Consider the following 12,594-nt stretch of genomic DNA (forward strand, 5'->3'; position numbering starts at 1 on the left):
CCCGGATCTAAATTTTGCAAAATCTCTGCGGCACTGTCTCCTGCCTGCAGGTATTTTCACCAGAAATTGTGAAATTTATCTTGCAAAATCCGCCGGTATATATTATGTTAATGATAGTTAATTAAATCACTTTTAAAAAACAAAATGGGGATAATTCAAATTATGACCAATAAAAAACCAATCAACGTAGAAATCAAGAAAATCAACCGTTCCAATATTTACAGGCATTTTCTGAAAAACGAGGCGCTTACAAAACAGAACCTTGTCGCCGACCTGCAGCTGTGCCTTCCTACTGTCACCAAGAATATCGACGAGCTGATGGCAGAAGGCCTCATCGAAAAATCCGGTTCCCAGGGCCATACCGGAGGACGCCGGGCCGTCACCTACTCCCTGGTGCGCAATGCAAAGGTCGCTCTTGGAATCGACATCACCCAAAACCATCTGACCTTTGTCGCTCTCGATTTGACCGGCACATTGATTACCTTCAAACGCCACCGGATTCGGTTTGAGGCTTCCGAAAGCTATTATCAGTATACGGGGAAAATGCTAAAAGAATTCATTCAAAATGCCGGCTTCAGGGATGAGCAGATTCTGGGGGTGGGCGTAGGACTGCCCGCCCTGGTAGACGCTGATAAGAAAAGTATTTTTTACAGCCAGATCATTAATTTAAGCCCTTCTACCCTGGAAGAGCTTGCGCGGTATATTCCATACCCCATCGAGCTGTACAACGATGCCAATGCCGCTGCGTTCACCGAGACATGGATGAATCCGGATATGAAAAATGCCTTCTACCTGATGCTCAGCAACAACATCGGCGGTTCCATGGTGATCAACGGCGCTGTATACAGCGGCGACGGACAGCGAAGCGGCGAGATCGGCCATGTCACCCTTGTTCCCGGAGGGAAGCGCTGCTACTGCGGACAATACGGCTGTGTGGACTGTTATCTGGCAGCGACCAATCTTTCCAACCTGACAGACGGTAATCTTCAGGCCTTTTTCACCGGCCTGAAAAACGGAGAACCGCTGTTTACCAGAACCTGGGATACTTATCTGAATTATCTGGCCTCTACGGTTAATATCCTCCGCATGCTGCTGGACTGCAACGTAATTCTCGGCGGATATGTGGGAGGGTATATGGACGCTTACATCGACGATCTCCGCGTGCGGGCCGCCCGGCTGAATACCTTTACCGGCGACGCCGATTATCTGAAGCTCTGTTCTTACAAAAACGAATCGATTGCGGCAGGAGCCGCCCTGTATTTTATTGACGCATTTACCAATTCTTTGTAATGCCGGTACATCAGAAAGGCAACACAGTCTAAAAAGGTGAAAGACAATTAAAAAGCAAAACAGCCCCACAGAACTCCAGGATTTTAAAAGCCTGAATTCTATGGGGCTGTCTTTTCGTTCAGCAATTTATGCTTATTAACAATCTATTTCCTTTAGAAAGCCTGGCAGGTTTATTCTCCCTGCTCCAGAGCAAGCGTTCTGGTGGTAAGATCGCACACCTCTGCCGGTCCGTAGTACTGGATAGCGCCCGGGAAGGTATAGCAGGTATTCACTGCCCACTCATCTCTGTGCGCTGCGAAGTACTGGAACGGCTTTCCATCCAGCTCTACAAGGGCTTTCCGGATAACCGGCTTATCCTCGCCGTGTCTTCTCTCAATGTTCATCATCTTGGTGATCGGCATACCGCCTGCAACCCACTCCTCAGCCGGCTTGGAAAGGTTGGAAACCTTGGAAAGATATCCATTGTAGCCATACTGGATCAGCATGAATGCATTGTATCCAAGAGAGTAGCAGTAGTCAGCGTCAAAGTTGGACGGGAACGCGCATCTTCCTTCATAGCCGAAGAAATGGGTCTGTACGGAATATTTTCCTGTGTAGGTGCCTGCCGCTTTTCTTTCCTTCAGCTTATCGCCTACCAGGGCAGCGAACAGCTTCTCAGACTCAATCAGGGAAACCTGTACGTTTCCATGCGGGTCTCTTTCCAGGAACAGCTGCTGCTGGATCGCCTGGGGCAGAATCGCGAATACAGCCATGGACTCCTTCGTCAGGCCTTTTTCGATAAACGCGTACTTCTCATCCCAGCTCGGAAGCGCGTTGAACGCATCTGCCTTGCTGCCGGCAAGGAGCTCATTGATCTCGCTGATCAGAACGGAAAATTCCGGTACGAACTCTACCACGCCCTCCGGAATCACAACTACACCAAAGTTGTTTCCGTTTGCCGCTCTCTTCTCTACCGCGTCCGCGATATAATCTGCGATCTCAGACAGAGACTGCTTCTTGGCCTTTACCTCCTCGGAGATCAGGCAGATATTCGGCTGGCACTCCAGCGCGCACTCGAGAGCAACATGGGAAGCGGAACGTCCCATTACCTTGATGAAATGCCAGTATTTCTTCGCAGAGTTACAGTCTCTCTCGATATTTCCAATCATCTCGCTGTAGGTCTTGGTAGCTGTATCAAAACCAAAGGAGATCTCGATATCTTCATTCTTCAGGTCGCCGTCGATGGTCTTCGGGCATCCGATAACCTGTACGCCGGTCTTATGAGCTGCCATGTACTCGGCAAGTACGCAGGCATTGGTGTTGGAATCGTCGCCGCCGATGATTACGATCGCTGTGATGCCATGCTTTTTGCAGACCTCTGTGGCAATCGCAAACTGCTCTTCTGTCTCCAGCTTGGTTCTTCCGGAACCGATGATATCAAATCCGCCTGTATTTCTGTACTGGTCAATGTATTCATCATCGAAAACGATAAATTTATCTTCAATCAGTCCGCTGGGGCCGCCCTTGAAACCAATCAGAACGTTCTCCTTATTGGTTGCCTTCAGCGCGTCATACAGACCGCATACTACATTGTGTCCGCCAGGCGCCTGTCCTCCGGAAAGGATTACGCCGACAACCTGCTTTTTAGCGGCAGAGGTGTTCTCTCCTTTTACAAAGGTAACCTCCGGCTCTCCATAGGTATTCGGGAAAAGCGCTTTGATCTTCTCCTGATCTGCTACGCTGGTGGTAGCGCTTCCTTCTTTGACAGCGATCTCAGAGATACCATTTCTGAGCATTCCCGGAAGCTTCGGAACATACTCATATCTTGCTTTCTGAAGTGGTGAAAGATTCATAATCATACTCCTTTGTTATTTATATTTGCAGAATTTCCGGCACGGTTCTGTGCTTTTCTCTGCTTGCCTACCAATAATAAACTATCATTATTCCCCGGTTTCGTCAACCTTTAGCCCCTGATTTCCCCAGGCTAGAATGTAAATTTATCGGCAAAATATGCGTCCAGCTCATCGATCCCCACGCGGACCTGCTCCATCGTATCACGGTCGCGGATTGTCACCGCGCCATCCGTCTCAGATTCAAAATCATAGGTCACGCAGAAGGGCGTACCGATCTCATCCTGACGGCGGTAACGCTTTCCGATATTTCCTCTGTCATCAAACTCGCAGTTGTATTTTTTGCAGAGCTGGGTATAAATCTTCTCCGCGCCCTCGTTCAGCTTCTTGGACAGAGGCAGTACGCCGATCTTCACAGGCGCCAGCGCCGGATGGAAGTGAAGCACCGTACGCACGTCGCCGCCCTCCAGCTCCTCCTCATCGTAGGCTGCGCAGAGGAAGGCCAGAACCACACGGTCTGCTCCCAGAGACGGCTCAATGACATAGGGAATGTATTTTTCCTTCAGCTCGTCATCAAAGTAGGACAGATCCTCGCCAGATACATTCTGATGGCAGGTCAGGTCATAATCGGTACGGTCAGCGATACCCCAGAGCTCGCCCCAGCCAAACGGGAACAGGAACTCCAGATCTGTAGTAGCCTTGCTGTAGAAGCTCAGCTCTTCCTTTTCATGATCACGGGCACGCAGCTCACTGTCCTTCATGCCGAGGGATTTCAGCCAGTTGATGCAGTATTCCTTCCAGTACGCAAACCACTCCAGATCCGTATCCGGCTTACAGAAGAATTCCAGCTCCATCTGCTCAAACTCTCTGGTACGGAAGGTAAAGTTGCCCGGCGTAATCTCATTCCGGAAGGACTTTCCGATCTGAGCGATACCAAAGGGAACCTTCTTTCTGGAGGTTCTCTGCACATTCTTGAAGTTTACAAAAATGCCCTGGGCTGTCTCAGGACGCAGATATACGGTATTCTTCGCGTCCTCGGTTACACCCTGGAAGGTCTTGAACATCAGGTTGAACTGGCGGATATCGGTAAAGTCATGCTTTCCGCAGGACGGGCAGGGGATATTGTGCTCATCGATATAAGCCTTCATCTCCTCCTGGCTCCAGGCGTCCACAGAGCCCTCGATCTGGATCCCGTGCTCCTCATTGTAATCCTCGATCAGCTTGTCAGCGCGGAAGCGCTCCTTACAGCTCTTGCAGTCCAGCAGCGGATCCGAGAAGCTGCCCAGATGACCGGAGGCTACCCAGGTCTGGGGATTCATCAGGATCGCACAGTCCACGCCTACATTGTAGGGATTCTCCTGTACAAACTTCTGCCACCAGGCACGCTTTACATTATTCTTCAGCTCCACGCCCAGATTTCCGTAGTCCCAGGTATTTGCCAGGCCGCCGTAAATCTCGGAACCCGGATACACAAAGCCCCTTGCCTTGGCCAGGGCCACGATTTTGTCCATTGTCTTTTCCATTTTAAATTCTCCTTATCAAGCTCCCCCGCAGGGTTTGTTTTCAGCGCAGCCCGCTTGGCCGCCGCTGCCTCTTTTTCTTATCTGTAAATAATATATGACAGCTCAGGCTCCGCCACAGCCGCCTCCCTGTCCCCTGTGACGGTGACATTGTCCTCCGGGCACACTGCCAGGATCCTTCCCGGCACACGCACCTGCACGGCCTCCTCCAGAATCAAAATCCGGGCGTCGCCTTCACTGTTCAGTTCCTCTACGTCTACCGCGTTCTCTTCCGGATTTACGAAGTATGCAGGCAGCTCATAGCCTTCCTCCTCCGCCTCCGAAACCGTTCCCACAAACAGCTCCAGTCCCGTATAATCCTTATAATACTGGCTTTCGTCAAAGACAAGCTGCAGCGTCGCTATGCCGTCCTCAACTTCAAACATTTCCTTCCTGATGTGATCTGCAGCAAAGTTCTGATTGTACTCTGCCAGTTCCTCGTCAATCTCGCTTTCCAGCTCTTCAGAGTCATAAAACTCCTTATCGAAATCCTCGACAATCGTACTGGTCACTCTGCCCCGCTTATCCACAGAAATCGTGTCCTGATCCGGGGCAGCCCCGAAACAGCCTGAAAACAATAGGATGCTGCACATCAGGAGGCAAAAACTGACTATTTTTCTCATTCTGGTTTCCTCCCGCTCATTCCGGACTGGTCATAAAATTCCACTTTTTTCCCAAAATCCGAACATCCCATATAGTATATCGTCTTTTGGAGGATTTTTCAACCGCTTTTCACGCAGGCCTCCAGAATCTCCAGAGACTTAAAATGTCCCTCCATGTAAAGCTCCCGGTAGCGGTGCAGCACGAATTTCAGTTCTCCCAGAACCTGCTCCGACACCGTAAAGGTATAAAGCTTCTCCACAGAGGACGCGGCGATATACTGAAGCGTATACAGCGTGGATTCGCAGACGTCCAGCCCTTCAAAATCCACCGGACACTCTCCATTCACCACCAAAACCTTCAGCTCATATATGTACCGGATCAGCTCATCTGGTATGCTGGGCCGCGACAAGGCCCTTAAGCTCTGATACAGGAGCTTCAGCATTAAAAGCTCATCATTCGCCTCCCGCGTGTAATAATCGGCCAGCTCGCAGAAATAGAAGCCATAGCAGGCGCCCGCAAAATCAGAGCTCAGCTCATGGAAATAATTCTGTGCCTTCGCCTGCATCAGATTATAGGAGCTGCGGCCCTCATAAACGGTAAACTCCCCGAACACAAAGGAATTACAGACGGCAAGAAGCGGGCTGTTCTGTCTCCTGGCTCCTCTGGCAAAGGCCGTGATCTTGCCCCTTTCCTTTGTCAGAATGGTGATCCGTTTGTCATAATCACCGTAGGGATAAGCCGCCAGCACCATTCCCGTCACTGTGATCATCTGTCCCATTCTCCGTGTTCCTCCGCTCTGTTCCCTGTTCCGCGCAGGCCGCGCGTGCCTGCCCTTCCTCTCTCCAGTCGATCCCCTTGTATCTGAGATAATCCTCCACTGCGCCTGTCAGCTCAAATCTTTCCCATGTCATCCGCGTCATCTGTTTTTCGCCCCTGTTTCCCTGAATTCCGGCCAGACAGGGCAAACCAGCCCTGTCCGTCCCTCCCTCTGAAGCGCCGTCTGCTTCAGAATCCTTCTCAATTAGAATGTCCAGAAGGAGCGTTCTTATCCTGCGAAAAAAATACCAAATCAGATCCCCCGCAGCAGGCTGTTACAGGTCAAAATCCTTTTTATCGTACCCGAAATTTTTGATCAGGAAGTCGCTGTCTCTCCAGTCCTTTTTGACCTTGACCCAGAGCTGGAGATTCACCTTCATTTCCATCATACGCTCAATCTCATAGCGGGCCGCGCTTCCTATCTTTTTCAGCATGGCTCCCTGCTTTCCGATGATGATTCCCTTATGGGAGTCCTTCTCGCAGATGATCGTGGCGTCGATATCGCAGACCTTCCCTCCGCTGCGCTCCTTCATCTTATCGATGGAAACCGCAATCCCATGGGGAATCTCATCGCTTAGGCACCGCAGGGCCTTTTCCCGGATGAGCTCCGCCACAATCTGGCGCATGGGCTGATCTGTCACCGTATCCTCGTCATAGAACCGGGGGCCATAAGGCAGGTATTTGAAAATCTGCTCAATCAGCGTATCCGTATTGTCACCGTTCAGCGCAGACACCGGAACGATCTCGTCGAAATCATACAGCTTCCGGTATGTATCGATAAAGAGCAGAATCTCTTCTCTCTTTACCGTATCCGTTTTGTTGATCACCAGAATCACCGGGGTCTTTGCCTTTGCCAGCTGCTCTGCGATATGGCGTTCCCCGGCCCCGATAAAGGTGGAGGGCTCCACCAGCCAGAGGACAACGTCCACCTCACGGAGCGTCCGCTCCGCCACATTGACCATATATTCGCCCAGCTTGTTTTTTGCCTTATGGATTCCCGGCGTGTCCAGAAACACAATCTGCCCTTCGCCGCAGGTATAGACTGTCTGAATCCTGTTCCGCGTAGTCTGCGGCTTATTCGAAGTGATCGCGATTTTCTGTCCGATGAGCCTGTTCATCAGTGTAGATTTTCCTACATTTGGCCTGCCGATCAGTGTGGCAAAGCCTGATTTCTGCATCTGTTCCATAGATGCTCCTTTCTGTCTTTAGTGGAACAGGCTTTCCAGCCTGCCGAACATGTCCTTCTGCTCCTCCAGCTTTTCCTCATTTCCGATGACGCAGAGGCAGTTCTGAGAAAGAATCGCTTTCAGATAAGGCGCCAGGGCCCGGATCTGTGGGCAGCCGCAGGAGAGCACCTCGTCCCGCTCCTTCTGCACATCCTGGAAGGAAAGCCCTGTCATCCAGGCGCTCATGGAGCGGGCGCCCTTTGCGCTGGGAGTCAGCGGCGTATCCATGGAGCTGACTGTTCCGATGATATATTTGGTCATATCCCGCTCGGATACCTCAAAGCTCTCCGTATAATCCACACTCTTCTCAAAGATTTCGTTCGTTTTCTCCAGGTTCGGGTCACGGTAGGACACCAGATAGGAATTTCCCGACCGGGCATAGTTGTTCATGCAGCCGTATGCTCCGCCCTTGACACGGATATTGTTCCAGAGGTAATCATAGCTCATAATCGTGCGCAGCACCCTCAGCGCTCCCGTATAGGGAAGTCCTGCCTTCACGAAGCTTCCGGAGCGGGCCACGTACTGAATCTTCGCAGAGGTCTTAAGCCCCTCGTTCTTCCGCTCGGGCCTGAAGCTCCAGGCTGCCGCCGGATCCGCCTCGTCCCGGTAAAGCTCTGCCGCAAGCTTTTCTGTCTGCTCCACCAGGAGCTCCAGGCTCTTTTTCTCAGCCGTGCAGCTCACAATCAGATTTTCCGGACGGAACAGATCCTGCGCAAGCCTTGAGAGCTTCTCCGCCGCTTCGGCCTGCCTCTCCTCAAACTCCGCGTCCAGCTTCTCGATAAAGTGGTAGAAATCCACGCCGCCCGTCATATCCGAGAAGCAGGCGCTCTCAGAGAAATAGGACATGGCGCGCAGGGCAGCCATGGAGTGCCCGGAGGTCTGGAAGGCCATCTGAAGCCTGGACTTTGTCTCCGCGACAATTTCGCGCAGCCGCTTGGGATCATCCATTTTTGAGGTCATCAGCATCTCCCGCATCATGGAAAATGCTGTCTGCTGCTCCTCATAGAGAGCCTTGCTGTGCACCTCGAAGACCGCCGTATATTCGTCCGGATTCCGAACCTGGTCATAGCTTCCGACGCTGCAGTAGATTCCGCCCGTATGCAGGTTCAGCTCCTTGGCAAATTCCCCGTAGCTGTAGTTTTCCGTATCTACCTTTCCAAGCACTGCCTTCAAAAGCCCCAGATACGGGATCAGGTCCTCCGGGATCTCGTTTGCCCGGAAAATCAGATTTACATAGCCGATCCCATTGGTAAAGAGATCGTGGAAAACCATCTTTATCCCGCCTGCCGGCAGCTCTTCGTTCTGGAAGGGCAGGGCCTCCTTTCCGATGTCCCCGCGCTCCAGCAGCGGAATTTTCTCCAGATCCTCCTGGGGCGAGGGCTCACTCTGATATTCCTTCAGATGCTTTGTGAAATCCACGATCCGCTTCCGCTCTTCGGCAGTCAGGCTTTCCTTATAAGCCGCCAGCTTTTTCTTGAGCGCCTCGTCCTGCTCTGCCGTCAGTCCCCTCTTCGGGCGGATCACCACCAGGGAGCCATGGGGATTTTCCAGCAGGTACTTCACAATCAGCCCCTCAAAATATCCGTTTGCCGCCTGCTCCTTCAGGAACGCAAAGGTGTCGAGAGCCTCCAGGTGCAGGAATGCGGAATCCTCCTTATAAAGCCAGCTGTCGAAGGCCTGGAGGCCGTACATCAGCCCTGCCGGATAATTGCCGAAATCCGCCTCCCGGTACCGGAATTCAAAATAATTGATTCCCGCGCGGATCGCCTTCTCGTCCAGTCCTTCGCTTACAAGCCGGGCCAGCGTCGCCTCGATCGTCTCTACAAAGGCCGCCTTCTGGCTTTCATTTGCATTCTTGGCAATGATGGAGAAGATCGGCTGCTTCACGCCGTTGTCGTAGGAGCTCATGATGTCGCGGCCGATGCCCGCGTCCAGAAGAGCCTGCTTGAGAGGAGCTCCCGGCATGGAAAGCAATACATATTCCAGCACCTGCATTCCCAGATACAGCTTTTCGTCCAGCGTATCGCCCACAGATTTGTTCCAGGACAGATAGGTGTTGTCCTCCTCGCTCTCCTCCGCGGAAATGGAATAGTCCCTTGTGACCTCCGCCATTTTCTCAAAGGGCGCCTGGGTCCGCACCTCGGAATCGATCGGGAGGTAATCGTATTTCGACAGATAATTTTCATCCAGCCAGCTCAGCTTTTCTGCCATATCGCAGTCCCCGTACAGGAAGATATAGCTGTTGGACGGATGGTAATAGCGGCTGTGGAAATCCAGAAACTCACTGTAGGAAAGCTCCGGGATTGCTTCCGGATCGCCTCCGGACTCATTGGCATAGGTGGTGTCCGGATAAAGAGAGCTTAGGATCACCCGCTCCAGCACGCTTTCCGGAGAGGAAAAGGCTCCCTTCATCTCATTGTAAACCACGCCGTTCAGCGTCAACTCGCCGTCCTCTGAATCCATCTCATAATGCCAGCCCTCCTGGCGGAAGATCTCTTCCTTCTCGTAGATATTCGGATAAAAGACTGCGTCCATGTACACATGAATCAGGTTCTGGAAATCCTTGTCATTGCAGCTCGCCACCGGATATACGGTCTTGTCCGGATAGGTCATGGCGTTCAAAAAGGTGTTCAGGGAGCCCTTCGCCAGCTCCACAAACGGATCCTTTACCGGAAATTCCCTGGAACCGCAGAGCACAGAATGCTCCATAATGTGCGGCACACCGGTGTCATCCGGCGCCGGTGTCCGGAAGCCGATATAAAACACCTTATTCTTGTCCTCATTGGAAAGCAGGCAGACCCTTGCTCCTGTCTTTTTATGCTTCAGGTAATAGCCCGTGGAGGCAAGCTCCGCGATGCTGCGCTTTTCTATCAGTTCATAGGCCTGTAACTCTTCTACTCTCATAGCTCTCTCCTGTTCTTTAAAATTTGCCCCTTACATCTTCCAAAAAACGGCGGGCAGAACCTCCTTTCCGTTCTGCCCCCTGGAAGTCTGCGGCATCTGCCACATAGTATATCACTTTTTTTCTCTGTTTAAAAGCCAAAAACCAAAAGAGGCCTTCCGCTGTCTGTTTTAAACCGATGTGCTCGCCGCGCCGCAGCAGCACTGGAAATCCGTATCGATGCTGTGGGCAATTACACGCGCTTTCAGATTCCTTTCGGAGCACAGCATACCCGGCATGCCGCCGGATACATTCAAATCCTCCGGATAGAATGAGGATTTTCTCCTCACTCTATCATATGTCCATGATTCAAAAATGGTACTTGCAGGCCTACTCATACCGCAGCGCGTCAATCGGATTCATCTTCGCGGCCTTATTGGCCGGATAATAGCCGAAAAACACACCGATAAAAATCGAAAACGCCACCGAGAAAATGATGCCTTCCACAGACGGGGACGCGGCGTAGCCCATCGTCTTCGTGATGACCGCAGCCAGAACCAGGCCCAGCACAATTCCGATAAATCCGCCCAGCAGACAGATGACAATAGCTTCCATGATAAACTGAAGGCGGATGGAGCCATTGGGAGCGCCCAGGGCCTTTCTGGTACCGATCTCCCGGGTCCGTTCCGTGATGGACACCAGCATGATATTCATGACGCCGATGCCTCCCACCAGCAGGGAAATTCCCGCAATCGCCGAGATAGCCGCCGAAATCGTCGTCAGCATTCCCGTCATGGAGGCCACCATATCCGCCATGCTTGTGGCGCTGATTTCATAATTCTCATTGTGCCGGAAATATTTCCGGTTGAACCAGTTTTCCAGCTCTTTTGCGAAATCCGAGGAATCCACGCCCGTCTTCGCGGACAGCGTGATCTGGGAGTATCCCGCCGTAGAATGCGCCTGCTCCCGCGCCGCCTCGAAGGGCAGGTACATCTCCGTGGAAATGTATTCCTCCGGCAGGGACGTAAAGGCAGACTTGTCGTACTCATAGACGCCCACAATGGTGTAATTATAATATTTTCCATTCAGGTACACTTCTGTCTGGCTGCCTGCCGCCTTTTTGGTATCTCCGTCAAAGAGCTTTCTGACCACACGGTCAGACACAACCACAACCCCTTTTTTCTCCTTCTGATCCCGCTCGGTCAGAAGTCTTCCGCTTAGGAGCTTCAGGTCCTGATTCTTCAGAAAAGCAGTATTGACTCCCATCAGCGTCACATTGGAAGAGAGCTTTCCATCCTTCGCCTGCCCCTCTCCTACATTTTCGGAGAGCAGAACGCCGTCGATTTTATCCGCGAATTCCTTTTCCGCGTCCTCCAGCATCTCATTCGTGAGATAGTCTTCTTCCGTCATGGACGCCTGCTGCATCTCTCCTTCAAACCGGTATCCTTCCTCCGTCACCTCTTCCTCCGGCTCCTTCTGCCGAAGCCCTACGGTGATGTGATTCGCTCCCATAGATTCCATAGAAGAAGTCACAGAACTGCGAATGGAGTTTCCGACGCTCATAATCGCAATCACAGAAGCGATTCCGATGATAATGCCAAGAATCGTAAGAAGGGCGCGCATTTTATTGGCCCGCAGGCTTCCAAGCGCCAGCAGAATATTTTCCAGAACCAGCATCAGGCTCCCCTCCTCTCTCCTGTGATTTCTCCGTCCCGGATGGTGATAATCCGGTCTGTCTCCGCCGCCAGCTCGTTGGAATGTGTAATGAGTACAATGGTCTTTCCCTCTTCCCGGTTCAGCCGGTGGAAGATGTCCATAATTCTGCGCCCGGTTTTGGAATCCAGCGCTCCTGTGGGCTCATCCGCCAGGATAATCGAAGGATCATTCGCCATGGCCCGGGCAATGGAGACACGCTGCTTCTGGCCTCCCGACAGCTCGTCCGGCTTATGGGACATCCGTTCTTCCATCCCGACCATTTCCAGATAATGTCTGGCTCTCTGTGCGCGCTCTTTTCTGCCTATTCCGGCATACATCATGGGCAGTTCCACATTTTTCAGGGCGCTTGTCCGGCTGATCAGATTATAGGTCTGAAACACAAAACCGATTTTCTGGTTGCGGATGCGGGACAGCTCCTGGTCCTTTAAGGCGGAAATATCCAGACCATCCAGCCGGTACTCTCCTTCTGTCGGCCGGTCCAGCACGCCGATGATATTCATCAGCGTACTTTTTCCCGAACCGGAGGCCCCTACAATGGACACAAATTCTCCTTTGTACACGGTCAGATCAATTCCATGGAGGATTTCAAGCTCGTGAGGCTTTCCGATGTAAAACCGTTTGACGATTCCTGTCAGTTCAATTGTCTTCTCTCTGTTCCTCATACCTTCCTCCCC

General features: G+C 51.9%; 10 protein-coding genes. 1 reads left to right on the plus strand and 9 read right to left on the minus strand.

The window, feature by feature from the left end; all coding sequences use genetic code 11:
• The first annotated feature begins 162 nt into the window (after positions 1-162).
• On the plus strand, positions 163-1,290 hold the full coding sequence (locus tag B5E77_RS05320) for an ROK family transcriptional regulator (RefSeq protein WP_162609652.1): 1,128 nt from the start codon (positions 163-165) through the stop codon (positions 1,288-1,290).
• A 170-nt stretch (positions 1,291-1,460) separates the two neighbouring features.
• Here B5E77_RS05320 and B5E77_RS05325 read toward each other — a convergent pair whose 3' ends face one another.
• The 9 genes from B5E77_RS05325 to B5E77_RS05365 form a co-directional block, all read right to left on the minus strand.
• Positions 1,461-3,122 (minus strand): diphosphate--fructose-6-phosphate 1-phosphotransferase, encoded by a 1,662-nt coding sequence (locus B5E77_RS05325; protein WP_087164340.1) that lies wholly within the window; start codon positions 3,120-3,122, stop codon positions 1,461-1,463.
• A 131-nt stretch (positions 3,123-3,253) separates the two neighbouring features.
• A complete protein-coding gene (locus B5E77_RS05330) occupies positions 3,254-4,642 on the minus strand; it encodes a glycine--tRNA ligase (protein WP_087164341.1) in 1,389 nt (462 codons plus the stop codon).
• Positions 4,643-4,719: 77 nt separating this feature from the next.
• Positions 4,720-5,301: a hypothetical protein gene (locus tag B5E77_RS05335; protein WP_087164342.1), complete on the minus strand. Its 582-nt coding sequence runs from the start codon at positions 5,299-5,301 to the stop codon at positions 4,720-4,722.
• Between the two features lie 98 nt (positions 5,302-5,399).
• On the minus strand, positions 5,400-6,059 hold the full coding sequence (gene recO / locus B5E77_RS05340; protein WP_087164343.1) for a DNA repair protein RecO: 660 nt from the start codon (positions 6,057-6,059) through the stop codon (positions 5,400-5,402).
• A complete protein-coding gene (locus B5E77_RS16985; RefSeq protein WP_162609653.1) occupies positions 6,004-6,201 on the minus strand; it encodes a hypothetical protein in 198 nt (65 codons plus the stop codon). Before B5E77_RS16985 ends, recO begins: the two co-directional genes overlap by 56 nt.
• A gap of 171 nt (positions 6,202-6,372) precedes the next feature.
• Complete coding sequence (gene era / locus B5E77_RS05350) at positions 6,373-7,284, minus strand: GTPase Era (protein ID WP_087164345.1); 912 nt, start codon at positions 7,282-7,284, stop codon at positions 6,373-6,375.
• A gap of 18 nt (positions 7,285-7,302) precedes the next feature.
• Positions 7,303-10,227: an insulinase family protein gene (locus B5E77_RS05355; protein ID WP_087164346.1), complete on the minus strand. Its 2,925-nt coding sequence runs from the start codon at positions 10,225-10,227 to the stop codon at positions 7,303-7,305.
• A gap of 367 nt (positions 10,228-10,594) precedes the next feature.
• Positions 10,595-11,881, minus strand: coding sequence for an ABC transporter permease (locus B5E77_RS05360; RefSeq protein ID WP_087164347.1), 1,287 nt, complete (start codon positions 11,879-11,881; stop codon positions 10,595-10,597).
• The gene (locus B5E77_RS05365; RefSeq protein ID WP_087164348.1) at positions 11,881-12,582 is read right to left on the minus strand and encodes an ABC transporter ATP-binding protein; all 702 of its coding nucleotides are present in this window, start codon (positions 12,580-12,582) and stop codon (positions 11,881-11,883) included. The genes B5E77_RS05360 and B5E77_RS05365 overlap by 1 nt, the downstream gene beginning before the upstream one ends.
• Positions 12,583-12,594: the final 12 nt, after the last annotated feature.

Origin of the sequence: Lachnoclostridium sp. An131 (genome assembly GCF_002160825.1) — a bacterium.
In the GTDB taxonomy this organism is placed as follows: domain Bacteria; phylum Bacillota; class Clostridia; order Lachnospirales; family Lachnospiraceae; genus Laedolimicola.

Coding starts and splice junctions, on each gene's coding strand:
- B5E77_RS05320 (WP_162609652.1), top strand. CDS start 163: ATGACCAATAAAAAACCAATCAACGTAGAAATCAAGAAAATCAACCGT.
- B5E77_RS05325 (WP_087164340.1), bottom strand. CDS start 3,122: ATGAATCTTTCACCACTTCAGAAAGCAAGATATGAGTATGTTCCGAAG.
- B5E77_RS05330 (WP_087164341.1), bottom strand. CDS start 4,642: ATGGAAAAGACAATGGACAAAATCGTGGCCCTGGCCAAGGCAAGGGGC.
- B5E77_RS05335 (WP_087164342.1), bottom strand. CDS start 5,301: ATGAGAAAAATAGTCAGTTTTTGCCTCCTGATGTGCAGCATCCTATTG.
- recO (WP_087164343.1), bottom strand. CDS start 6,059: ATGGGACAGATGATCACAGTGACGGGAATGGTGCTGGCGGCTTATCCC.
- B5E77_RS16985 (WP_162609653.1), bottom strand. CDS start 6,201: ATGACGCGGATGACATGGGAAAGATTTGAGCTGACAGGCGCAGTGGAG.
- era (WP_087164345.1), bottom strand. CDS start 7,284: ATGGAACAGATGCAGAAATCAGGCTTTGCCACACTGATCGGCAGGCCA.
- B5E77_RS05355 (WP_087164346.1), bottom strand. CDS start 10,227: ATGAGAGTAGAAGAGTTACAGGCCTATGAACTGATAGAAAAGCGCAGC.
- B5E77_RS05360 (WP_087164347.1), bottom strand. CDS start 11,881: ATGCTGGTTCTGGAAAATATTCTGCTGGCGCTTGGAAGCCTGCGGGCC.
- B5E77_RS05365 (WP_087164348.1), bottom strand. CDS start 12,582: ATGAGGAACAGAGAGAAGACAATTGAACTGACAGGAATCGTCAAACGG.